Origin of the sequence: Candidatus Kuenenia sp. (assembly GCF_039794105.1) — a bacterium.
GTDB lineage: Bacteria > Planctomycetota > Brocadiia > Brocadiales > Brocadiaceae > Kuenenia.
On sequence record NZ_JBDIWA010000024.1, the window covers coordinates 19,121 to 42,667 of the forward strand.

19 protein-coding genes and 1 other RNA gene are annotated in these 23,547 nt (G+C 41.6%); 7 read left to right on the plus strand and 13 right to left on the minus strand.

The annotated features are described in order from the left end of the window. Positions 1–202: 202 nt before the first annotated feature. The 7 genes from ABJL82_RS11530 to ABJL82_RS11560 all read right to left on the minus strand — a co-directional run bounded on the left by ABJL82_RS11530 (position 203) and on the right by ABJL82_RS11560 (position 7,236). Complete coding sequence (locus tag ABJL82_RS11530) at positions 203–1,462, minus strand: glycosyltransferase (protein WP_347274837.1); 1,260 nt, start codon at positions 1,460–1,462, stop codon at positions 203–205. Between the two features lie 114 nt (positions 1,463–1,576). Then, complete coding sequence (locus tag ABJL82_RS11535) at positions 1,577–2,794, minus strand: glycosyl transferase (RefSeq protein WP_347274838.1); 1,218 nt, start codon at positions 2,792–2,794, stop codon at positions 1,577–1,579. Positions 2,795–2,807: 13 nt separating this feature from the next. Further along, entirely contained in the window at positions 2,808–3,617 is an 810-nt protein-coding gene (locus ABJL82_RS11540; RefSeq protein WP_347274839.1) for an HAD-IIB family hydrolase, read from the minus strand. Beyond that, positions 3,614–4,492 (minus strand): sugar ABC transporter permease, encoded by an 879-nt coding sequence (locus ABJL82_RS11545; protein ID WP_347274840.1) that lies wholly within the window; start codon positions 4,490–4,492, stop codon positions 3,614–3,616. The genes ABJL82_RS11540 and ABJL82_RS11545 overlap by 4 nt, the downstream gene beginning before the upstream one ends. After that, positions 4,473–5,708, minus strand: coding sequence for an ABC transporter substrate-binding protein (locus tag ABJL82_RS11550; protein ID WP_347274841.1), 1,236 nt, complete (start codon positions 5,706–5,708; stop codon positions 4,473–4,475). The genes ABJL82_RS11545 and ABJL82_RS11550 overlap by 20 nt, the downstream gene beginning before the upstream one ends. 78 nt (positions 5,709–5,786) lie before the next feature. Beyond that, complete coding sequence (locus ABJL82_RS11555) at positions 5,787–6,569, minus strand: J domain-containing protein (protein ID WP_347274842.1); 783 nt, start codon at positions 6,567–6,569, stop codon at positions 5,787–5,789. Between the two features lie 193 nt (positions 6,570–6,762). Beyond that, entirely contained in the window at positions 6,763–7,236 is a 474-nt protein-coding gene (locus ABJL82_RS11560) for a helix-turn-helix domain-containing protein (protein WP_347274843.1), read from the minus strand. A gap of 214 nt (positions 7,237–7,450) precedes the next feature. Between ABJL82_RS11560 and ABJL82_RS11565 the strand changes: the two genes are divergently transcribed. Continuing rightward, positions 7,451–8,866 carry an FAD-linked oxidase C-terminal domain-containing protein gene (locus ABJL82_RS11565; RefSeq protein ID WP_347274844.1) on the plus strand — a complete coding sequence of 472 codons (1,416 nt, stop codon included), beginning with the start codon at positions 7,451–7,453 and terminating at the stop codon, positions 8,864–8,866. A gap of 257 nt (positions 8,867–9,123) precedes the next feature. Beyond that, positions 9,124–10,299 (plus strand): pyridoxal phosphate-dependent aminotransferase, encoded by a 1,176-nt coding sequence (locus ABJL82_RS11570; RefSeq protein WP_347274845.1) that lies wholly within the window; start codon positions 9,124–9,126, stop codon positions 10,297–10,299. 551 nt (positions 10,300–10,850) lie between these two features. Here the strand turns inward: ABJL82_RS11570 and ABJL82_RS11575 are convergent. From ABJL82_RS11575 to nuoE, 3 genes are read right to left on the minus strand one after another with little or no spacing between them, the layout of a single operon-like run. Next, positions 10,851–12,932 (minus strand): FAD-dependent oxidoreductase, encoded by a 2,082-nt coding sequence (locus tag ABJL82_RS11575; protein WP_347274846.1) that lies wholly within the window; start codon positions 12,930–12,932, stop codon positions 10,851–10,853. Positions 12,933–12,934: 2 nt separating this feature from the next. Beyond that, complete coding sequence (gene nuoF / locus ABJL82_RS11580; protein ID WP_347274847.1) at positions 12,935–14,719, minus strand: NADH-quinone oxidoreductase subunit NuoF; 1,785 nt, start codon at positions 14,717–14,719, stop codon at positions 12,935–12,937. Next, positions 14,706–15,164: an NADH-quinone oxidoreductase subunit NuoE gene (nuoE, locus tag ABJL82_RS11585; protein ID WP_347274848.1), complete on the minus strand. Its 459-nt coding sequence runs from the start codon at positions 15,162–15,164 to the stop codon at positions 14,706–14,708. Before nuoE ends, nuoF begins: the two co-directional genes overlap by 14 nt. Positions 15,165–15,375: 211 nt before the next feature. Between nuoE and dnaG the strand changes: the two genes are divergently transcribed. From dnaG to rnpB, 4 genes are all read left to right on the plus strand, one after another. After that, positions 15,376–17,175, plus strand: a complete 1,800-nt coding sequence (gene dnaG, locus ABJL82_RS11590) for a DNA primase (RefSeq protein ID WP_347274849.1) — start codon at positions 15,376–15,378, stop codon at positions 17,173–17,175. 270 nt (positions 17,176–17,445) lie between these two features. Further along, on the plus strand, positions 17,446–19,101 hold the full coding sequence (gene rpoD / locus ABJL82_RS11595; RefSeq protein ID WP_347274850.1) for an RNA polymerase sigma factor RpoD: 1,656 nt from the start codon (positions 17,446–17,448) through the stop codon (positions 19,099–19,101). Between the two features lie 53 nt (positions 19,102–19,154). Beyond that, positions 19,155–19,883, plus strand: a complete 729-nt coding sequence (locus ABJL82_RS11600) for a C4-type zinc ribbon domain-containing protein (protein ID WP_347274851.1) — start codon at positions 19,155–19,157, stop codon at positions 19,881–19,883. Positions 19,884–19,892: 9 nt separating this feature from the next. Beyond that, positions 19,893–20,278: RNase P RNA component class A (gene rnpB / locus ABJL82_RS11605), an RNA gene on the plus strand. Positions 20,279–20,456: 178 nt separating this feature from the next. On the opposite strand, the gene hisF is transcribed toward rnpB, so the two are convergent. The 3 genes from hisF to thiS all read right to left on the minus strand — a co-directional run bounded on the left by hisF (position 20,457) and on the right by thiS (position 22,306). After that, positions 20,457–21,221: an imidazole glycerol phosphate synthase subunit HisF gene (gene hisF / locus ABJL82_RS11610; RefSeq protein ID WP_347274852.1), complete on the minus strand. Its 765-nt coding sequence runs from the start codon at positions 21,219–21,221 to the stop codon at positions 20,457–20,459. 104 nt (positions 21,222–21,325) lie between these two features. Continuing rightward, positions 21,326–22,087 carry a thiazole synthase gene (locus ABJL82_RS11615; protein WP_347274853.1) on the minus strand — a complete coding sequence of 254 codons (762 nt, stop codon included), beginning with the start codon at positions 22,085–22,087 and terminating at the stop codon, positions 21,326–21,328. Between the two features lie 18 nt (positions 22,088–22,105). Next, positions 22,106–22,306, minus strand: coding sequence for a sulfur carrier protein ThiS (thiS, locus tag ABJL82_RS11620; RefSeq protein WP_347274854.1), 201 nt, complete (start codon positions 22,304–22,306; stop codon positions 22,106–22,108). 242 nt (positions 22,307–22,548) lie between these two features. Between thiS and ABJL82_RS11625 the strand changes: the two genes are divergently transcribed. After that, entirely contained in the window at positions 22,549–23,547 is a 999-nt protein-coding gene (locus ABJL82_RS11625; RefSeq protein ID WP_347274855.1) for a bifunctional oligoribonuclease/PAP phosphatase NrnA, read from the plus strand.

A 23,547-nucleotide genomic window follows, 5' to 3' on the forward strand; every position in this document is an offset into this window, starting at 1 on the left:
GTTTTCGAATTAACTCTCCACTATGAGGGAAAAAATCCTTTTCACAATATTTTATAAATAAAAATGTATGCCTTTTTCGGGTCCTTGCCGAAAAAGGCTACGATTTAAATACAGGCGTAATTATTGAAAGAAACAGCGTATTACAATACATTGACAAAATTTTACTACTGTTTGGTGTCGTGTGTAGTCAACAAAGCCGGAGCTATTCCTTTTTATATTTTTCTATTAAATAAGGTTTTTGTTTTTCAAACTCCCTTGCCTGTAATTCTATGACGTCTTCTGCTTCTGTGGAATCCTTTTCCTTCACTTCACTGCAATATGATGCTGTCCGTCCGAAATAAAGGGGTGTTAACATGTCAACAAGCCGCCTTCTGTTCCTTTGCCAGTGGTTATAAGTAAAGGCAAAGTCACACAATATCCTCGCCCAAAGATCTGGAGGGAAATGTATCTCTCCTGTTTTGTTGAAATCTATTGAAATCTCATATAAACGGTTAAAATTCTCAGTATCAAGAATCTGTTCATAAAAGGGTTCAAATTGTTCAAACCCATCGCTGAATTCTGCCAGTAATTTTGTAAAATTAACCGATACCGGCTCAACCTTTGCCGCCTCGCTGGTAATTCCAACAGTTTCTATATCTGCAGTCTTTTCCGCTTGTTTCCACTTTGATTCATATTTATTCATCAGATAATATAAAGTGCTGATAACCTGCTGAAACATGGGACCAAGATCCGCCGCCGGGTCTTTTGCATTATGAACCTTTGTTCCTAAATGTGCTTGTACAATTTTAAACCCTTCATTAAGGGCAGTAGTCGTCATCCAGACGTCTATTCCAAAACGGGCAACGTCTGACTCCCACACATCCTCGTTTACATAATATGCCGCCAGGTCGCCGCAAAACCCAAAATCTCCGCCAATGGGCTGCCGGATTTTTGCACCATATAAAGCACGGGTAAGCGGATAAACAATGTTGTTTGTAATGGTGCCATCATATTTATGGCGAAGATATAAAGGGGCAACAAAACCTGCCTGTTTGTTTATAATGGGGTCAGCAAGCATTTTAATCCATTCCGGTGTAATGCTCCTCAAATCAGCATCAACAACAACGATGGCGTCTGCCTTCAATAATTGGGCAACTTCAAAAATTGCCCGAAATGCCGTTCCCTTTCCCGGAGTACCGCGATAAATCGTTACGCGGCGTTCAATGCCGTCAGGAATGGTTTCGGAGTAAGCTTTTTCACGTGTGTCGTCAAGGGAACCTCCATCGGAAACAAATATAGCGCATTTTTTGTCCGGGTAATATTTTTTTAGCCCTTCAGCGGATACGGCTACAACATGTGAAATGGTGTCTTCGCAATTATAGCAAGGAATGCCGACCATTATGTCCACCTCCTGCATTTTGCTTATCCACATGTGTACATTTTGACGAACGGCTGATGAGTACTTCTTTGTTAAATTTATCATAAAATCCCCCCCTTCCTTTTGTTTATCCCCGGTTAATTATAAAATTACTCTGTATCGATGCACAATCTTTACCCCTACTTCATAAGTCAAAAAATGTAAGGTATATTTTTCAGATTATCGCATTTTTGTATTATCAGCTTCTACTGCAACAATTAATTTATTAAAGAAATCGGGAATTGCGGAAATAATCCTGTTCCAATTAGGAATAAAAGGTATCCCCGAAGGGTCATTTAGAAATTGTTCTCCTGCTATGCCAATACTTTTGGCGAATGCGTCAACTGCATTCATTTCCTGATGACGGTCAAAAACAAGCCCGTTAATTGCAGAGTCGTGGTTGTACTTTTCAATGAATTCATGACCAGCCCTTTGGTATGTAGCCCTCAGTGTTCTAAAGCATTCACCTGAGAAAACGACCCCCATACTTGCCAGATTTTTGTAAATAGATTTGGCAATATCAATGCTCATTTTGGTAAGCCCTGTGGTTGGGTCTTCGTCAGATAACGGTTGATGTTTGTGTTCATACGTTTCACACAAATCAACCTGGCAAATCCTTCTCATCGAACAATTTCTGTAAACTTCAGCCAAAACACCCACCTCTAGCCCCCAATCTCCCGGTATTCTGTTAATACGTGCAAGGTCGGTTGCCATTGAAAATTCTCCTGCAAGCGGATAACGAAAGCTGTCGAGGTATTCGAGGAAATCGTTATTGCCTATTATTTTTTTCAACGACCTGATGAAAGGAGTCACAAATAACCTTGTGACACGGCCGTGCATACGATCGGTAATACGGTGATAGTATCCTTTGCAGAATTCAAAATCCAAATTGGGATTTACCACAGGATAGCATAATCGCGCCAAAAGTTCACGGCTATAGTTTGTAATGTCACAATCATGCAAAGCAATTACTTTTGATTTTTCTGTCGCCAGCACATATCCATAAGCGAGCCATGCTGACCGTCCCTTTCCGTCAATGCCCGCAGATATCTTCTCGTCCGTTAAAAGCTTATACAAATTTTGAATATTTTCTCCGTCATTCCAGATTAATTTTGTTTCCTGAGGAAGAACCGAAAAAAACCGTTTTGCTTCGATAAACTCGCTTTCATTAAACCGTCCAAGCGTCACAACAACCTGGCTTATATACTTTACCTCTTTAAGCTGTTCAACGATTCCCCGTAAAGCAGTTCCTTTCAGTTCAACGGGCGTCGTCGGCAAAACAAGCGCAACAGGCCGTGAATAGGCATATTGTTCAATGCCATGCTCTATCTTTTCTATTGTGGTGGTGTCAAACCTGTGAATTGTGGTAATCTCGCCATTTTGAAAAAAATCTCCCATGTTTTTCCTCTTTTTATAGGTCTTTGAATATCCTTAATATCTCCCTGTTCCAACCTGCCGGGCCAATTCCATCGGCATAAACAAGATTTGGAAGCTGAATCCTTTTATCATAATCTCCCGTCTTCTTCCGGACAATAACGGGAACATCTACCGCGGCTAACATAGGCAGATCTATATGGCTGTCGCCAATGCCAACTGTGCGTATTTGATCATGATAATGATCGCAATACATATTGATTAGCATTTTTACTGCTTTCCCCTTGTCGGTGTTTAAGCTAAAAATGTGATGAAAACGTCCTCCTTCCATAAAATTAAAACCCAAAGCATTAAACATCTTTTTGATTTTGTTAATATTTTCATGACCACTTTCTATAAAAATTGGTTCAGAATAAAGACGCTGTTTCGCGCGTATCGCGGCAGAAATATCGATTTCCGTAATGGCCGAAATTTTCTCGGGCGTTAAATCGGAAAAACCTGTTATGGCAATACCGCAAGATTCCCTTATCTTGTGTAATGCAGCTACGATTTCCTTATAGGGGGTTCCAAGCCTGACTATGCTATAGTTCCCGTTTTTTTTATCCATGACAGAATTGAAATATCCCTCCGGTATAATAATAGCACCGCCATTTTCAGGAATAAAAGGGTCTTTATTGTCCAGTTTTTCGCGATATACCTCAATCTCTGCCTGTGTTTTACTCGTACAGATTACTACAGGAATGTTACGCTCACGAACCAACGCCAGCGCCTCTTTTGCCTTTTCGAAGGAATAGGTGGTATGGTCTAACAACGTTCCGTCCAGATCAGTTATTATGATATACTTCATAGTTGATTTGTCTCCGTTTTCCCAAAAGACTTTTTCATGTAAAAATAGCTGAACCCTGCGACCAGAAGCAAAATAAACACAGAAGCTGCAGCTCCCTGTCCGAAATCGCCTTTATAAAAGAAAAGTCTGTAAGAATATACCGATAACGTTTCAGTTGCTCCCCCTGGTCCGCCGCCTGTCAAAACATAAACAAGATCAAATATCCTTAAGGCATCAATTGCACGGAACAAAACGGCCACCCCCAATATGGGTAATATTAATGGAAGCGTTATGTATCTGAAAGACTGCCAACTGTTTGCCCCATCTATTATGGAAGCCTTGTATATTTCACGCGGTATGGCAGAAAGGCCCGCCCATACAATTATAGCCACAAACGGAGACGTCTTCCAGACGTCTGCCATCACCAGGGATAAAAAAGCGACAAATGAATTTCCGAGCCAATTAATTCTGCCAATTTCAATAATTCTTAAAAGATAATTCAAAATGCCAAGGTTGTAATCCAGCATCCATTGCCACATTCTGGCCGTTACTACAGTCGGTATTATCCAGGGTATTAATATAAAAATCCCCAAAAACCCTTTTTTTTCAGAAATAAGATTGAGGATAAGCCCAAAGCATAAACCTACTATTGCCTCAAGAGATATCGAAACAAAGGTGAAAAGAAGGGTAAAAAAAAGAGCATGCCAAAAGCGTGAATACGATACTAAAACTTTGTAATTATGAAAACCATTAAATGTTTCGTCAGGCAGTATTGTTTTTGAGTTTTTGAAAGAAAGCACAAGCGTATCAATGAACGGGAAAAGACTAAACAGCGCCACTAATACTAATCCGGGGATTAAGCAGAAATATGGGAATCTATTCCTTTGCAAAATCATCCTTAATCCTTTCTATTTTATCCTGCATGATCTGCAATGCCTCCTGAATTTCCATTTGGCGGGATAATACCTTGCTGAGATATTTCTGCAAGACGTCGCTAATCCATTGATAATACGGAACATTTGGCCGCATTTGTATATTTTCAAGCGACTGTTCTACTATTGGGAGGAAGGGCAATTTTTCAGTTAATTCCGTATCTTTATACAAGGAACTTCTCGTAGGGGCCCACGATACATTTTCTGCCAGTCTTTTCTGAACTTTGGCAGAGGTTAAAAATTCAATTAATTTCCATGCCTGTGCTTTTTTCCCGGAGTTTGCATTTATTGCCAGATGCCATCCACCACATACGGAAGCAAACGATCCATCAGAAAACCTTGGCAACAGGGCAACACCTACTTTGTCTTTCATCATAATGTCTTCCTGGCATAAATCCCACACATATGTCCAATTCCTCAAAAAAAGTCCCTTGCCTTGTTGGAACAAATGCCTTGAAGATTCCTCCATTAGCTCGCTATAAGTATTTTGGGGAGAGATTTTATATTTCCAGATTAAATCATGCATGAGCTGGAGGGCTGTTTTGTTTTGTGCAGAATCTATCACAGCATTTCCGGTATCATCAATTATTTGACCATTGTTACTGCCAATAAATTCTATAAAATTGCAAACCAAACCCTCATACTGCTTGCCCTGCCATAAATATCCGTAAACATCTTCCTTTCCGGAAATTTTTTCACATACCGCCACAAACTGACCCCAGTCAACAGGCAGGGTAAGATGATATTTTTCCAGTAAATCTTTCCTATAATAGAGAAGTCCTATATTAATATTCCAGGGAATCGCATAAAGGGTATTATTATAAACATTCGTTTTTTCCGTTATAGGAATGAACGCACCTCGTTCTTTGCTACTAATACGGGCATCCAGAGGCTCAAGCCAATGTGCTGATGCGAACTCAGGGATCCAAATGGTATCGATTCGCATAACATCTACATACTTGGTTCCGGCGCCTAACGTGGAGAGATAATAGTGGTGTTGTTGATCTGAGGGGGAGGGAAGGGCATTTAATTTTACTTTTATTCCATGATTTTCTTTTTCATACGCAGCAATTATTTCTCTAATAAAGGAAATTTCTTTTGTGCCTGCGCCAACACTAAAAACAATTTCATCTGTTTTTTCCTGTTTTAAAAATGTATAAACAATCCAAGTCCCTAACAAAAAATACACTGATAATACGGCAATTAGTCTTATATTGAATTTCAACTGAAATCTCTGTGTTTACCTATAGACAAGGAATTACCTGCCATGCCCGGCAGGATTAAAAACCTCTCTTGCCTCCCGATTCCATGCTTTCTGTTTTTTAATTAATTCTTCCAATTCTTTTACGTTTAAAATATTTTGTTGCAGAAAATATTCACCGAAAGGACGCTGAAGCATCCGCTGTCTTCCCAGAAGGGCCAAATACTGAAAATGTGTTATAAAACCGTTCCGGCATGCGTATTCGGCGAATTTTTCACGATGGTTTCTTGTTGTTAAGATGCTTCGTATATCTTCAGTCGTTAAAATATTCCAATCTCTTGCAAGCTGCCCGATAAGCGGTCTTTGCTTCCTCTGCCAGAAAATAGCGGACAGCAATGTCCTCCACGAAATAGCGCCTGAATAATACATATATTGACCAATCAGTAGTTTCCGCTTTGGAACGCTGCCTTTGTAAAAAAGTTCTTTAACATCGTTTTGTTTTTTAGAATGCGCCGCATGCCTTGCAGTCTTTTGTACGTCAGCCCTTCGTTTTGTTGTTTTGTCACCGACTATAAGCACTTTTGCACTTTGGCTTTTAATGTAAAGAGTTAGTCTCTCATACGCCAGCACTACCTCCTTAAAATGCTGTATCATATCGCATTCTAACCTTCCCAGCGTTTTAGCCCTGTCCGGGTGGGTTTCCAGTACCTTCTTCCTGTAAACCATCTTGAGTTCGGAAGGCAACATGTTTTGCAGGAAATTGGTGATATTTACAATGTCAGGGCCAAATAACAAACGGCAATCATTGAGAAGTTCTGTTCCGGATATAATATCTGGCATTATTTCCCCTTTATCAGGTTATCACTGCTTGGTATACAGGAAATAAAAAACATACAGGATTTTGTCGTTACAATAAAAGAATTTTTTTGCCTTGTCAAGCCATAAAACATTTTACTTCATATAGCCAGACACTGTTAAATTGTAGGAACGTGTGCATCTCTACTTTTTGGTTGAGGCTTTGTTTCGCTATGCATTATGCCTTTGGCATCTGACAATTATTCCTGAGGTTCAGAAGGGAAAGATATGCCTCGTATCCCTTTATCTTCCGGTCATTTTTTCCATTCTCCTTCTTATTTTGCGGCAGAAATGGCTGTCCATCGGCTTCTAACCGGTTAATTATTCTATACAGTGTAGGGAGCGAGATGATAATATTCTCCGCCTTCAGCAAGCTCTGTATCTCTTTTTTACTGTTTACGGGATGTGTTTCGAGTAATGCTTTTATCCTGTCTGTTGTTTCTCCGGATATCGATAATGACCTTTTCTGTTTTGGCTTGCGGAATTTTTTGTCGCCCTCAAGGGAAGAGGGGTCGCCCGGACGGTAACGCTTCTTCCACCGGTAAAACGTATCGGGAGAAATACCGAAATGCCTGCACGTTTTTCTCGCATTTCTCCCGCATTTTTCGTAATACTCAAACCATGCATATCTTTTTTGGGCTTCTTCTGACATCGCTATATTTTTTCTATAACCACTGTTATCCCCGGCCTGACAAAGCATTTGACCATACCGGAGTTTATAATGTATTGGCTTAATGCACACAAAGAGAAAATAATTTGACTTATTTCTTCAAATATACTAGATTAATCCCCTAATTTCCTGTCAAATAAATACTTATTTACTTCATGTACCATTAATACCGAATAGCATTTTGCCGGCATTGTCTATGAAATCCTGTACTGCCAGTAAATCCGAAATAACGAACCTGCTTGCCCCATTAAGAAAATGTTTAGGGGAAAAAAACGTCCTTATTGCCCCCGAAGACCGGATATGCTATGCATACGACGGTTCAAAACAAAAATACCTTCCCGATATTGTTGTGCGGCCACAGACTACGCAACACGTTGTGGAAGCGGTGCGGCTCGCAAATGAACATGAGATTCCGGTCTATCCACGCGGAGCCGGTTCAGGACTTACCGGCGGCGCGGTTCCTGTCTTTGGCGGCATGGTATTAGACTTTGCCCAAATGAATCGTATCCTGGAAATCGTTTCGGAAGACCTTGTTGCCACCGTAGAACCCGGCGTTGTTACACAAACATTACAAACAGAAGCCGCCAAATATAATCTTTTTTATCCCCCAGACCCAGCAAGCGCCGCATTCTCTACGATCGGGGGCAATGTGGCGGAATGCGCTGGCGGGATCACCGGTTTAAAATACGGCGTAACAAGGGATTACATCCTTGCGCTGGAAGTGGTTCTTGCCGACGGAAGTGTTATTAATACCGGACGAAAAACGCTTAAGAGCGTTACCGGATATGATCTCACCCGGCTCCTTGTTGGTTCTGAAGGTACGCTTGGTATTTTTACCAGAATCACGGTAAAACTGATTCCATTGCCGGAAAAAATTGAAACGCTTCTCGTTTTTTTCCCGACGCCAAAAGATGCCGTAGAATCAGCGAATACCATCATCTCTCACAATATTCTGCCCCGCGCACTTGAATTTATTGACAAATCAAGCATCGATTGCATCAAAGGATACCGGCAGGAAATCGAATTGCCGGAAGATGCAAACGCAATCCTTATCATAGATATTGACGGGGAAGAAACAAGCGTTCAAAAAGGAATTGCACGGGTAAAAACGTTTGTTTCAGAACACGGCGCAATTAAGGTTATCGCCGCAAGTGATGCGAAAGAGCGCAATGACCTCTGGGAGGTTCGGCGCATTCTTTCGCCCGCTCTTTATAAAATCGCACCGTATAAAATCAATGAGGATATTTGTGTTCCCCGAAGCCGGATATTAGAAATACTTCACGCTATTAACGATATGAATTCCCGTTATCCTCGTCTGAAGGCTGCAAATTTCGGACATATCGGGGATGGCAATATCCATGTAAATGTAATGTATGAGGTAGAAGGGGACCGTCCGTTTGCGGAAAAAATGATCGATGAAATTATCCGCAGCACTATCAGGCTAGGTGGAACCATTTCCGGAGAACACGGCATTGGAAATGTAAAATCAAAATTCCTGCCGCTTGAAATAGCGCCGCAGGAATTGCAGATCATGAAAGATATCAAACGTTTGTTTGACCCCAAAGGCATATTAAATCCAGGCAAATTTTTTAATAATTACACTATGCGGTAAACAGCGCTATTTTTGGAATTTTTCAAAAAACCAAAGTGTTATGGTATTCGTTATTCAATACATATTTAGATTGATTTTGCATTTTAAGTGGTCACCCTGGTAGTCTACAGTCTACAGTCGGCAGATTGAGGACTGAGGACTGAGGACTGTTTTCATGCTTGTTTAGAGTTCCGGCTATGCCACTTTCTGGTTTAGCAGTGTCTTACATTTTTATATAGGTTTTTATTTTTTGTTCAGAAAAAGGAGTCTTTTTTTTTATGGTATTATCGAGAGTTGCGAGAGAGATACAAGCATCAGCCACCCTTGCCATTACCGCCAAGGCAAAACAATTAGCCGCTGAAGGCAAAGACGTCATTGGTTTTGGCGCCGGTGAACCGGATTTTGACACACCGGAAAATATTAAAAATGCCGCCATAAAAGCGATTAAAAATGGCTTTACCAAATATACCCCCACTTCCGGCATGCCAAAATTAAAAGAGGCAATCTGTGAAAAACTTTTTAACGACAACCATCTGAAATACACCCCTTCACAAATCCTTGTTTCAGCAGGGGCAAAACAATCTATTTGCAATATAGCGCTCGTTCTGTGCGATATCGGAGACGAAGCAATCATACCCTCCCCTTATTGGGTCAGTTATCCGGAAATGGTGACGTTGGCAGGGGCAAAGCCTATTTTCCTGGAAACGACCGACAAAGATAGTTTTAAGATTACGAAGGAATCGCTGGCTAATGTTATTACGCCCAAATCAAAACTGCTTTTTTTGAACAGCCCTTCCAACCCTACCGGTATGGTCTATACAGAAGAGGAATTGCGGGAAATAGTGACGTTTGCCGTTCAAAAGGGATTATATGTAATTTCCGATGAAATCTATGAAAAAATTCTCTATGACGGCGCTACGCATTTCAGCCCGGCGGCGATTAATGATGACTGCTATAATAAAGTTATAACGGTAAATGGGTTTTCAAAAGTCTATTCAATGACCGGGTGGCGTCTGGGCTATGCCGCGGGACCTGAAAAAATAATTAAAGCGGCAACCAATATTCAGGATCACACCACTTCCGGTGCAAATTCTATTACCCAGCTTGCAGGACTTGAAGCCCTTCGGGGTAGTCAGGAGCCGGTAACCGTCATGGTTAAAGAATTTGACCGGCGCAGGAAATACATCGTAGAAAGGCTTAATACCATAAAAGGCATTTCCTGCTTATTGCCGCAAGGGGCTTTTTATGCCTTCCCAAATGTATCCCGTCTTTGTGAAAACCTCTCCTTAAAAGGTTCTTTTGATCTCGTCTCTCTCCTGCTAGAAAAGGCACACATTGCGTTTGTTCCCGGCGCCCCTTTCGGTGCTGATGCGCATATAAGGATTTCATACGCAACGTCTATGGAGAATATTGAAAAAGGGATGGACCGGTTTGAGAAATTCCTAAATACCTAAGCTGGGATAGACAGAACCAAACAAGCACGAAAACAGTCCTCAGTCCTCAATCGGCAATCTGCCAACTTGTAGGAATGCCAACAACAAATAGTAAAGGGCTTTGGTGTTTTAGCAATAAGTGTGAAGTTGAGTGTAAAGCGGCTAAGAGAACATGGTCCGAAGGGATTTTTTCGTCAGGCAGTGCGAACAATGTCCGCCCTCCTGCTTACACCTGAGGTAAGAGAAAAGGTGCAAAAGTGACTGGGCAGAGGGCAGGGTATTTCTGAAACAGGCAAGAAATTAAATATCAATTCAAGTACGATTCACAAAGCAATCCAAAGCGGACAGTTAGCGAAAAAAAACGGCAGAAGGCTTTCGAGGGCAAAGAAACAAAAGTGAGCGTGCCGCGATCGATATTCGCACCGGTATGGGCATTGGAGGTATGCGGGAATAAGCGTAAGCCGCAGGGTAAACAGCATATGAGCGGGTATGGAAAAGAATCTAAAGCTTAAAATGACTTTTGATATGCTGAAATCACAAACCAAGAGGTGATACAGACCTCCTGCCACTACTCATTCACAGGTGTTCGTCAAATAAATATCCCTATCGATCCGTACTCCGGCAGTCGGACAAACATTAACGCACTCCTCGCAACCATCGCAGTGAGTCTCGCCCAAAGGAATATTCATCATGGGGGTAATGCGTGTTGAAAATCCCCTTCCTGCATCGCCCAGTATATGGCATTTTTTAACTTCATCGCAGGCCCTTACACAAGCATTGCAATTTATACACTTATGTGTTTCCATCCTTATTTTTTCATGGGAATAATCGGTTTTGTAAGTTCTTCTGGCGCCTACATATAAGTTCTGATCAGCCTGATATTTCTGGGAATGCTTCTTTAACGAACAAATGTCCACTACATTGCATCCACATTCCAGGCATCTATTTGCCTCATTTGTCATCTCATCTCTTGTAAAACTACATTCGACTTCTTCAAAATTGCCAAGGCGTTTTTCAACCGGCAGCAAATCGATTTCTTTTCTTGTACCAGGTTTAAAAGATTCAAACATTTCAGCGGGCAAAGTATCCAGATCTCCCGGATAGGAACTGAAGCGGATTTTTTCTCCCACCACCTCTTCCCCGTTAAGAAATTGATTTATTGACTGTGCGGCCTTTCTTGCATCTGCTACTGCACGAACGGCAAGATCAGGCCCTTTATAACAATCTCCGGCAACAAAAATTCTTGGGTCTGCAACCGTTTGGTAGCTGTTTCCTTTTGTATCGAACAAGCCCCATTTATTCACCGCCTTGTTTTTAACAAAAGAAAAGTCCGTTTTCTGGCCAATGGCCATAATGATCGAATCCGCCTCAATTGCAAACTCACTACCTTCGACGGCGACCGGGCGCCTTCTCCCGCTCTCATCGGGCTCACTCAGTTCCATTTTTACGCAGATTATTTTAAGGCCGTTGCCGGATTTTTCTATTTTTATGGGGTTGGTTAATACCTGGATATCCACCCCCTCGTCATAGGCATCCCGGACTTCGGCATGATGGGCGGGCATTTCTTTTTCTGTACGCCGATACACAATAGTTGCTTTCGCTCCCAGCCTCACAGAAGCCCTTGCGGCGTCCATTGCTGTGCTTCCTCCCCCTGCAACAACCACACGCCTTCCAATACTCACTGGTTCATATTTAGCAAGTTTTTCCAGCAAATCTATGCCCGAAAAAACTCCGGGCAAATCCTCTCCTTCTATATTCATATACGATGCCTTGGAAGCCCCCACAGCTAGGAGGATTGCGTCAGAATCCTGGATGATTTTTTCAAAATCAACATCCTTTCCTACCTCTGTATTGTAATGAATAGTGACGTCTAGCTGGTTTATTATGGCGTCTCCTTCCAAATCCATAACTTTTTCTGGAAGTCTGTAGTATGGGATTCCGTAACGTAACATTCCACCATGTTTCGGATGGCGTTCGTAGATAGTTACTTCATGCCCTTGTAATCTGAGATAGTATGCTGCGGAAAGACCTGCAGGTCCCGCCCCTATAATCGTTACCTTTTTGCCTGAAGATTTTTGAGGTGTTTTCGGCAAAAAGGGGCCGCCTTCTTTTTCTTCCATTTCTGAAATATAGCGCTTTTGAATGCCAATTAATATCGGTTTATCAACTTTTTGACGGCGGCAAACGTCCTCGCATGGCCTTGGACAAACACGTCCCAAAACATTTGGGAAAGGCGCCTTTTCCCGAATAAGAGTCGCCGCTTCTTTATACAGCCCCCTTGCTTCTAAAAAAAGGAAACCTTGTATATTGATATTAGCAGGACAGCCTTTTTGGTTGCATGGAGCATAACAATCGCCAAAATGATCTGAAAGGAGTAAATCCAGCGCAGCCTTTCGTGATGCCCGGACTTTTTCGTTTTCCAGCTCCACTACCATGCCATTTTCCAATTTAGTGGAACAAGATGGAACCATACCCCCCCGACCGCTTTTCTGCTCTACCGTACAAACCCAACAACTTCCGTAATGCGATATTTTTTCATTATGGCAAAGAGTCGGGATTTCCACCCCCAGCGATTTCGCCGCATCATATATGGTCATACCAGTATCAAACTGGTAATCCTTTCCATCGATAGTAACGTTGACTTTGTTTGACATAATTATCCTTTTAAAATAGCGTCAAATTTGCAGACTTCATAACACATCCCACACTTAATACAGATTTTCTGATCAATATGGTGAACCTTTTTCGTCTCTCCGGTTATAGCGTCTACCGGACAGTTTTTATAGCATAAGTGGCAACCAGTGCATGACCCATCAATAACCGAAAATTTGATGAGTTCTTTACACACGCCGGCCCTGCATTTATTTTCTTTAATATGTTCTACATATTCATCTTTAAAATATTTGAGTGTGGTCATAATAGGATTAGGCGCTGTTTTTCCCAATCCGCACAATGAAAGATCTTTGACTTTTTCCGAAAGATCCTCTAGTTCCTCCAGGTCAGCCATGCCACCCCTGCCTTCTGTTATCTTTTCCAGTATCTCAAGCAACCTTTTAGTTCCAATACGGCAGAAGGTACATTTACCGCATGACTCGTTTTGTGTAAATGTAAGGAAAAACTTTGCGACATCCACAATACAGGTATCATCATCCATAACTACCATGCCGCCGGATCCCATAATTGCACCTGTCGCAGAGATACTTTCATAGTCTACCGGCGTATCAAGCAACCTTTCCGGAACACAACCACCTGAAGGCCCGCCTAATTGAACTGCTTTAAAAGGTTTACCTGAAGATGTCCCCCCACCAATGGTGTATATGATATCTCGTAAAGGAATTCCCATATCAACCTCAATAAGTCCACCTCTGGCAATTTTCCCCGCCAGTGAAAAAACCTTCGTTCCCTTGCTTTTTTCCGTTCCGTATGAGGCATATGTTTTCGCGCCATTATTGATAATCCATGGTACTGAAGCTAGTGTTTCAACATTATTTATATTAGTAGGATATTCCCACAATCCTGATACTGCAGGAAAAGGCGGCTTTAATCTTGGGTGTCCGCGTTCGCCCTCTATAGAGGCAATCAGCGCTGTTTCTTCTCCACAAACAAAGGCGCCTGCACCTTCTTTAATCTTTAAGTGAAAAGAAAATTCGCTATCTAATATATTGTGACCTAAAAGGTTTTTTTCTGTTGCCTGACTAATGGCTAATTTTAACCGCTTTATCGCTAGAGGGTACTCGGCACGAACATATACATAACCATATTCTGCACCAATTGCATATCCACCAATTATCAATCCTTCAATCACCTTGTGTGGGTCGCCTTCCAAAACTGCCCTGTCCATAAATGCGCCGGGATCACCCTCGTCTGCATTGCAAATCATGTATTTTTTTTCTCCGGTGCTATTTCTGGCAAATTGCCATTTAAGACCTGTTGGAAATCCAGCGCCGCCCCTGCCCCTTAATCCGGAAGTCTTTATCTCATCGATAACCTGTTGCGGAGACATAGTTCCCAAAACTTTTTTAACTGCCTCATAGCCTCCTTTTTCAATATAGGGATCAATATTGTCTGGATCGATAATACCGCAGTTTTCTAAAACAATCTTATGCTGTTTTTGCCGAAAATCTTCTCTTCTGTCTGGCTTACTTGAATCTTCGATGATGAATTTTTCATCAATTGCGCCCTGATTAAGGAGTGGATCCAATATCTTGTCTAAGTCTTTTTTATGAACGTTTCCCATCATCAGATGGTTGCCATCGGGATAAAAAACTTCCAGGATTGGTTCTTTAAAACACATTCCATTGCATGATGTGTGGCTTAAAGAAACATCGGGATTGTTTTCAATCTTTGAAGCCAATTCTCCATAAAGATCCTTAGCCCCTGCTGCTATGCCACAACTTCCTAAACCAATTACAAATCTTATGTGCTGATTATTCTTTTCCATATTTCTTTAGTGTCCCCCGCACTTTTGCTGATGAAAATCCACCAAATACATCTTCATTAATCATAATTACAGGGGCGAGAGAGCAACATCCGAGACAAGCCACAGTTTCCATGGAAAACGCTCCATCTTCCGTTGTCTGGTTAATATCAATGCCCAGTTGGTCTTTCATCGCTACAATAGTAATATCAGCACCTTTCACATGGCAGGCGGTGCCTTTGCACACTTTAACGGTATTTCTCCCTTTAGGGGTTAATTTAAACTGTGCATAAAACGTGGCTACGCCATAGAGATGGGATTTTGTTATCTCCGACTCCTCACAAACCTGATTTAAGACGTCAAGAGGAAGATATCCATATTCTTCCTGAATTGACTGTAAAATGGGAATAGAAGCTTCTTTTGTGTTGCCGCAGATTTCTAAATATTTTTTAACATTGGATTGGGACATTTTTGCACCATTATACCTTTACAGGATGACAGGGAAATTTGGTTTTGATCGATAAACACCATTATTAAATCATAAAATTATAGAATTACAAGTGTTTTAAATTGTCTTGACAATTATGTCCCAATGTATTGACATTGACTGTTATGTTGATATAATTAAAAAGTTTAAGATAGCGCAAATAAAATAAATCACCTTACCTATCGCCAATTCAATGGTACATTTTATTCCACAAGAAAAGATTGCAGAAATTCAGTTTGCCGCAGATATAGTTCAGATCATTTCAGAATACATTCAATTAAAGCAGAGCGGTAAGGAGTTTATTGGTTTGTGCCCTTTTCATTCAGAAAAAACCCCTTCTTTTTTTGTTAACCCTGATAAGAAACTTTTCAAATGCTTTGGGTGTGGGGAAGGTGGTACCGTTTTTCAATTCGTCATGAAACAGGAAGGGATGGATTTTGTAGAGGCCGTGAAACTGGTTGCATCAAAATCACGTGTCGACCTTGCTCAAATATATGCGAAAGAAGCGTCCCTTTCTTCTTCAAAAAAGACGCATCTGTACGAAACAACCCGGTTTGCCGCAACCTTTTATCAGAAGATGTTGCTTGATGCAATGAAGGGGAAAAAGGCCAGAGACTATTTGTTGAAACGGAAGATAAACGACCAATCTGTCAAAAACTTTTGCCTTGGTTATGCTCCGGCAGAATGGGATTCGTTGGTAAAAATGGGCAAAGGGGGCAATGTTTCGATGCCCCGTTTGCAACAGGCAGGATTAATTATACAAAAAAGGGAGAGCGATTCTTACTATGACCGCTTTCGGGACAGACTGATATTTCCAATACTGGATGTAAGAAAGCAGGTGGTGGGTTTTGGAGGGCGGGCGCTGGATGATTCCCTGCCAAAATATTTAAACTCCCCGGAGACGGTTCTTTTTAATAAGAGTAATATATTGTACGGCATTGATATTGCGAAAAGCGCCATATTAAAACAACAAAAGGTAATTCTCATGGAGGGGTACACCGATGTAATAATGGCGCATCAGCACGGAATAGAGTGGGCTGTGGCGGTACTTGGGACTGCTGTCTCAAAACAACATCTCAGGATTTTGAGACAATATTGCAGTCGGGTAATACTTCTTTTAGACGCGGACAGTGCCGGTCAAAGATCCTCGGACAGAAACCTGGATATCTTTATCGAAGAGGAATTTGATATAAAAATTGCTCAATTGCCGAAGGGATATGACCCATGTGATTTTTTACTGGCGGAAGGTCCCGAAAAGTTCTTATCATATATCGATAGTGCAAAGGACTTTTTTCACTTTAAGATAGAATTTGCCGCAACTAAATGGGACATGTCCACCGTACATGGCAAGGCAAATGCTCTTAATAATGTGCTTGCAACAGCCATGAAGATGCCTGATGCTATAAAACGCAACCTGCTTATCAAATTAATTTCAGAAGAAATGTCTATCGATGAAGCAGCCTTGTGGTCACATATAAAAAATGTTAAAAGGCCTCTTTCTGTTCCTGCCAATAACAATAACCAGAAAACAAAGCAGCGGCTGGATGCTTCTTCTATGGCTGAACGGGAAATTTTATATTTGATGTTATCTTGCAACAGCCTTATACCACGGATAATAAACGAAAAGATTCTGGAAGAGTTTGATAACAAAGATTTCCTTGAGATAGCGGGAAGAATAGTAGAAATATATCAGGAAAACAAGGCAGTCAGAGAGGAAGATGTACTGCATTCAGTTGGCGACGCGCGGCTGAATAAGTTGCTGATAGACATTGTGACTACCCGGGAATTTCAAGGCATGACCAATTACAGCGATAGATTGGAGGCATGTATTCTTTTCTTCAAAAGACGAAACAGAAGAAGGGATATTCATACTACAAAGAAAAAGATGCTGGAAACTGCACGGTCTTCTCATAAAGAAGAAGATATTGTTATGCTGCTGGAAGAATATCATAAAAAGAGCAGAAATATTCACGCGTTAAAAAATAAACCCTAGTATATCATTTCTGTAAAATGCATACGTCAAACAATGTCATTGCAAGGAGTGGTACGGCGAAGCAATCTCTTGTTTCTCAAAAGACTTAAGAGTGCTTTCATGGCGCTTGCAACGAGGGTATGGGTAAACATTTTGCCGAAGCGATATACGAGCGTCATTTTTAATTGCATTAAAATTATGAAATAAAGTTTAAGGGGGCAGGCGAAATGAATATTTCCCCGCTTTATTTTATAGGATGAGATGAATAGTATAGGGAGGTCTAATCTCTGAATGGAAAACTTGAATCAAAAAATCAAACTACTTACGCAAAAGGGTAAAGAAAAGGGGTATTTAACCTACGAAGAACTCAACGATATGTTGCCTGATGATGCAGAGATTCCGCCAGAAAAGATAGATGATATCTTGATGATGCTGGACGAACTGGGAATCGATCTGATTGACGAGGCGGATATTGAAGGTCGTGAAGTTGTTGATACTGAAGAAGCAGAACCTTATTCGGAAGGAGAATTCGGATTTGGCGAGGCTCCCACCGTTACGGAGAAGATAGATGATCCCGTTCGGATGTATTTAACTCAGATGGGAGAGATTCCCCTGCTTACGCGGGATGAGGAAATCATGCTTGCAAAAAAAATAGAGATTACACGTCGTGGGTTTTTGAAAAAGGTTTTGCATTCTGACCTTTCTTTGCAGACCTGTTTGAAGATAGTTGAGGATGTAAACAATGGGGAGCTTTCCTTTGACCGTACGCTAAAAGTTGACGCAATGGTCGAAAATTACAAAGATGACATTCTGGAGGAGTTTCCCAGAAGCGCAAAGTATTTACGGTCAATTATTCAAAAAAACAAGGAAGACTATCAGCGGCTGAAACGAAAACAAACACCGGAGAAAGAAAAAATAAAGCTGTTAAGGACGATCCGGAATAGAAGACGGAAGGGCATCCGCCGTCTCGAAGAAATTAATATTCGAACAAAAAGAATACAACCGATGATGAAGCGGCTCCAGGAGATCGCGCTCGAAATGGAGCAGATTGAACAACAGATTGGAGAGAAAAATGGCCGCTCAAAAGCCAATAATCATTACAAGGAATTAGAGGAACAATATTTGGCTCTGGAGAATACCGTTTTGGAGACGGGCGAGCGTTTGAAACGGCGCCTGCTTTCTATCGAAAGTATTTACAAGGAGCATGAGTCGGCAAAAAGAAAGCTTTCAGGGGCAAATCTGAGATTGGTGGTTAGCATTGCGAAAAAATACAGGAATCGCGGCCTGAGTTTCCTGGATCTTATTCAGGAGGGAAATACAGGGCTTATGCGTGCAGTGGACAAGTATGAATACCGGCGCGGATATAAATTCAGCACCTATGCAACGTGGTGGATACGGCAGGCCATTACCCGCTCCATTGCGGATCAGGCGAGAACTATCCGCATTCCCGTACATATGATCGAGACCATGAGCAAGATACGTAATATTTCAAAAAAACTGTTACAGGATAAAGGACGGGAGCCTACAATAGAAGAGATTGCACGAGAGGTAAAGATCTCCGTGCCAGAGGCGAGAAGGGTACTGAAAATATCCAGGCATCAGATTTCGCTGGACCGTCCCGTTGGCGAGAGCGAAGACAGTTCTTTCGGAGATTTTATTGAAGATGAAAAAGCAGAATCGCCGGTTGCCGCGGCAACACAGGAAATGCTAAAAGACAAGATTGAATCGGTGCTGGAAACGCTGACATACCGTGAGAGGGAGATTATAAAACTTCGTTATGGCATAGGGGACGGCTATACCTATACACTGGAAGAAGTTGGAAAGATTTTTAAGGTAACAAGAGAAAGAGTGCGGCAAATAGAGGCAAAAGCGGTGCGGAAATTACAGCATCCGATCAGAAGCAGAAAGCTGGAAGGGTTTTTGGATGGCATTGGCAGTACTATTTAAAATGTGATTTAGTAAATCCAATATGGACTATTCATAAAAGTGATGGGAAATCAATGAGTGAAAAAATAGAGACGCTTCGCAGATTACAATCAATAGATAGCAAGCTGAAAAGGTTGGAAGGCGATAAGCTATACAGAGCCCATGATATAGAGAAAAAGAAGGGCGAAATTAAAAAAAAGAGGGACGAACTGGCAGATATTGTGCGGGATATAAAGAATTATCAAAAGAGCATTGGCATGAAAGAACTCGAACTGAAAACGAAAGAGGGAGAAATTGATAAATTAAACGTACAGATGAATCAGGCAAAAACGAATAAAGAATTCAGTGCGTTTAAGACGGAGATCGGGGGGAAGGAAGCGGATAAATCTCTCATAGAAGACGCCATACTTGGAATGATAACAAAGCTTGAGGAAATGCAGCAACGGCAAAGCACGTTTGAAAAAGAAATTGCGCATGAAGAAGTTCTTTTAATAGAACTGCAAAAGAAGGTAGAAACCGATATGAAAGCAATGGATGCAGAAATTGCAGCGCTCAAAGAAAAACGGAATAAATTCGCATCTCTCCTTGATAATAATACATTGCAACAATATAACAGATTGACAAACAACAAGGACGGCATTGCTGTAGTGGGTGTTGTAAATAAGGTATGCCAGAGTTGTTTCATGTCCGTTACATCTCAAACAATCAACCTGCTTATGTCGAATAAAGATATCACGTACTGCCACAGTTGCGGCCGCATTTTATATTTGGATGACGGCGGCAATGATCGGGAAGAATTATAAAAAAGTATAAAAGTAGACGAGGTGATCGCCGGTTATAATGAATCTTCGGATTTATTATTGGACGGGAGGAAAGTCCGAGCTCCGTAGGGCGCAGTGCTCCGTAACGCGGAGTCCCGGCGACGGGAAGGAAAGTGCAACAGAAAATATACCGTCTCATCTTTTTTTCGATGGGGTAAGGGTGAAATGGCGGGGCCGAAAGGCTTAATGTAAGAGCCCACCGCTCCGGCGGCGACGTTGGAGGCATGGCAAACCCCACTGGGAGAAAGGCCAAATAGGGAGGGATGAAGCTGCCCGCTTCGCTATACCTTCGGGTAGGCCGTTAGATCTCGCTGGCAACAGCGAGGCTAGATGAATGATCACCCACGACAAGACTCGGCTTATTGTCTACTTTTACCAATAAATCCCCTGCGACGTGAAACTGTCGCAGGGGATTTATATTATTGTGATGTAAAAAACCTCTTTTTTGCATATCCTTACCGACATTTTTCATATTCTGGCAAGGGATGTTGATATATTCAAAATGCTCACGGGTTTATTTTTATAGATGCATGTATACCACCGACGTTTATGTTGTCATCCTCTCCTTATTGCGATATTCTTTCCGATTAAATACTCTTTTACTTCCCGAATAGAAATTTCTCTGTAATGAAATATCGATGCTGCCAGGGCGGCATCCGCCTTTCCCACAGTGAATACATCATAAAAATGTTCCCGTTTTCCGGCGCCGCCAGATGCAATAATCGGTATGTTTACCGATTCCGAGATCGTTTTGTTCAACTCAATGCCGTATCCGTCTTTCGTACCGTCATGATCCATGCTGGTAAGAAGTATCTCTCCCGCCCCCCTGTTCTCCATTTCAAGTGCCCAGCGAACGGCGTCTAATCCGGTTGGCGTTCTGCCGCCATTGATATATACCTCCCATTTTGCATTATTTGGTACCTGCTTAACGTCTATGGCAACCACGATGCACTGCCTTCCAAATCTTCTGGAAGCTTCCGTGACAAATTCAGGATTTTTTACCGCAGCGGTGTTAATTGAAACCTTGTCAGCGCCTGCATTTAATAACCGGCGAATATCCTCAATGTTTCTAATCCCTCCCCCCACAGTAAAGGGAATAAACACCTGTTCTGCCGTCTTTCGTACAACATCCAGAATAATATCCCTTTTCTCATGAGATGCGGTAATGTCAAGAAATGTTAATTCGTCAGCGCCTTCTTTATCATATAAAGAGGCGATTTCTACCGGGTCGCCCGCATCCTTCAGGTTTACAAAATTTGTACCTTTCACGACACGCCCGTCTTTGACGTCAAGACAAGGTATGATTCTTTTCGCAAGCATATTTATTTAATTGTCTCTATTCATAATAGGAAGGGAAGTAGTAATTGTTTTTTTGAAGGTTAACAATGTTGGAGTACGTGAAAATGATATGACGGGGGAAAAATTTAAAAATCCTTTTCCGGACTGCTTGCCTTTGCGTAAAGTCTTTTCGGGATACGGCCGGCAAGATAGGCGAAGCGACCTGCTTCGCAGGCCAATTTCATGGCTATTGCCATCTTCACAGGATCTTTTGCATGGGCAATGCCGGTATTCAACAACACGCCTTCACAGCCAAGTTCCATTGCCATTGCAACATCTGATGCAGTACCAACACCTGCGTCAACAATGATGGGGATTTTGGCGGATTCAAGAATAATTCTTATGTTGTTTCTGTTAAGGATGCCCTGTCCCGACCCAATAGGAGAACCCGCAGGCATAACGCAGGTAGCTCCGGCGTCTTCCAGTTTTTTCGCAACAATAGGATCGTCAGAAGTGTATACCAGTACGGTAAAACCTTCATTGACCAACACCTTAGTTGCTTTCAGCGTATCTATCGGGTCTGGCAAAAGCGTTCTCTCGTCGCCTAGAACTTCCAGTTTAATCATGTCGGATAGCCCTGTTTCGCGGGCAAGGTGTGCAACCCTGATTGCTTCATCGGCAGAATAACATCCTGCCGTGTTGGGCAAAATGGTGTATTTATTTGTATCAATGTAATCGAACAGGGATTCCGATTCGTTGATTTTTGCCCTTCTGACAGCAACCGTAATCACTTCAGCGCCGCTGGCCTCTAAAGCCTTCGCCATTATATCAAGAGTGGGGTATTTCCCTGTGCCAACGAAAAGCCTGGAAGTAAATTCACGACTGCCGATCTTTAATTTTTTATCCATGTACCCTCTTTTTTTGCATTAACCGCCGCCTACAAAAGTAACCACTTCCAGCACATCGGTATCTTTTACTATTCGGGAAGAATGCTCCTTACGCGGGATAATTTGTGCATTTAACTCTACTGCAGTTCGATGCTTATCAATAGTATACAACTCCAGCAGTTTTTCGATAGTAGTCCCCGCAGGACATTCTTTTATTTCACCGTTTAAGGTAATTCTCATTCTTTTTTTCCTGACCGCAGATGCCCTTTTTATCCATCACAAATCCTCCTCTCTCCCCGCTATAAAATGGAGTGAGTGTACAACACAACAACAAATTCTCAGGCAAAAATGTTAATGTATATAAAAATGAAATGCAAGTGAAAAGAACGGCTTGAAAAGAAGTTTGCAAAGGGTTTGACAATAAGTTGCAACTGTTTTAAAATCTGGTTTGTTCATTATTTTAAAAATACCATATATGAAAAATGAAACCTTCCGACACGACCCTACGTAAAGACGAAATCGTTAAAATAATCAATCAGCATAAACGTTTCTATATTACCACGCATGTCCGTGCAGATGGAGATGCGCTAGGTTCAGAAACAGCCCTTTTTTATGTGCTTAAACAATTGAATAAATCTGTTTACATTGTGAACGAATCTGTCGTTCCCAACATTTATAAATGGATCACCCCTACCTCCGGAATGTATATTTATCCGGATATTCCTCCAGAAAAACCAGAAGTAGTTTTCTGTCTAGATTGTCCTACGCTTGCCAGAACGGGAAAGATTGCTGATTCCCTGCCAAAAGATGCCGCCATAATAAACATCGACCACCACATATCAAATGAGCTTTTTGGTGACATAAACTGGGTGCTTGAAGATATGAGTTCCACGGGAGAAATGATATTATCCCTTATTAAAGAAATGGATATTACCATTACCCCTGATATTGCCACGGCGATATATATTGCCATTGTGACCGATACCGGAAGATTTACCCATAGCAATACTACCCCGGCTGTCTTTCGGGCGGCGGCATTGCTTCTGGAACATGGGGCAAGGCATGCGGAAATATCTAAAAATGTTTACAACACAAATTCCTTTCGCTTATTACAATTGTATGCGCAAGCACTTAATACAATAGAATTGCATTTGGATAATAAGGTTGCTACCGTATTCCTTACAAAAGAAATGCTGGAAGAAGCAAAGGTTGATCCTATCGATACACACGAATTTGCGGATATCCCTGTTTCAATAGATGGGGTTTCTGTGGGGATATTATTCCGCGATGTGACGTCATCTCGTTTTGTCAAAGTAAGTATGCGGAGCAGAAACGGCTTTAATGTAAACAAGATTGCAATGAAATTTGGCGGAGGGGGGCACAAATACGCTTCAGGCTGTGAAATAGAAGGAAGCATTAAAGAAGCGCAGCGATTAATACTCGGGGAAATTAAAAAAGCTTTACAGGAAGGCTCTTATTAG

Coding starts and splice junctions, on each gene's coding strand:
- ABJL82_RS11530 (WP_347274837.1), bottom strand. CDS start 1,462: ATGATAAATTTAACAAAGAAGTACTCATCAGCCGTTCGTCAAAATGTA.
- ABJL82_RS11535 (WP_347274838.1), bottom strand. CDS start 2,794: ATGGGAGATTTTTTTCAAAATGGCGAGATTACCACAATTCACAGGTTT.
- ABJL82_RS11540 (WP_347274839.1), bottom strand. CDS start 3,617: ATGAAGTATATCATAATAACTGATCTGGACGGAACGTTGTTAGACCAT.
- ABJL82_RS11545 (WP_347274840.1), bottom strand. CDS start 4,492: ATGATTTTGCAAAGGAATAGATTCCCATATTTCTGCTTAATCCCCGGA.
- ABJL82_RS11555 (WP_347274842.1), bottom strand. CDS start 6,569: ATGCCAGATATTATATCCGGAACAGAACTTCTCAATGATTGCCGTTTG.
- ABJL82_RS11560 (WP_347274843.1), bottom strand. CDS start 7,236: ATGTCAGAAGAAGCCCAAAAAAGATATGCATGGTTTGAGTATTACGAA.
- ABJL82_RS11565 (WP_347274844.1), top strand. CDS start 7,451: ATGAAATCCTGTACTGCCAGTAAATCCGAAATAACGAACCTGCTTGCC.
- ABJL82_RS11570 (WP_347274845.1), top strand. CDS start 9,124: ATGGTATTATCGAGAGTTGCGAGAGAGATACAAGCATCAGCCACCCTT.
- ABJL82_RS11575 (WP_347274846.1), bottom strand. CDS start 12,932: ATGTCAAACAAAGTCAACGTTACTATCGATGGAAAGGATTACCAGTTT.
- nuoF (WP_347274847.1), bottom strand. CDS start 14,719: ATGGAAAAGAATAATCAGCACATAAGATTTGTAATTGGTTTAGGAAGT.
- nuoE (WP_347274848.1), bottom strand. CDS start 15,164: ATGTCCCAATCCAATGTTAAAAAATATTTAGAAATCTGCGGCAACACA.
- dnaG (WP_347274849.1), top strand. CDS start 15,376: ATGGTACATTTTATTCCACAAGAAAAGATTGCAGAAATTCAGTTTGCC.
- rpoD (WP_347274850.1), top strand. CDS start 17,446: ATGGAAAACTTGAATCAAAAAATCAAACTACTTACGCAAAAGGGTAAA.
- ABJL82_RS11600 (WP_347274851.1), top strand. CDS start 19,155: ATGAGTGAAAAAATAGAGACGCTTCGCAGATTACAATCAATAGATAGC.
- hisF (WP_347274852.1), bottom strand. CDS start 21,221: ATGCTTGCGAAAAGAATCATACCTTGTCTTGACGTCAAAGACGGGCGT.
- ABJL82_RS11615 (WP_347274853.1), bottom strand. CDS start 22,087: ATGGATAAAAAATTAAAGATCGGCAGTCGTGAATTTACTTCCAGGCTT.
- thiS (WP_347274854.1), bottom strand. CDS start 22,306: ATGAGAATTACCTTAAACGGTGAAATAAAAGAATGTCCTGCGGGGACT.
- ABJL82_RS11625 (WP_347274855.1), top strand. CDS start 22,549: ATGAAACCTTCCGACACGACCCTACGTAAAGACGAAATCGTTAAAATA.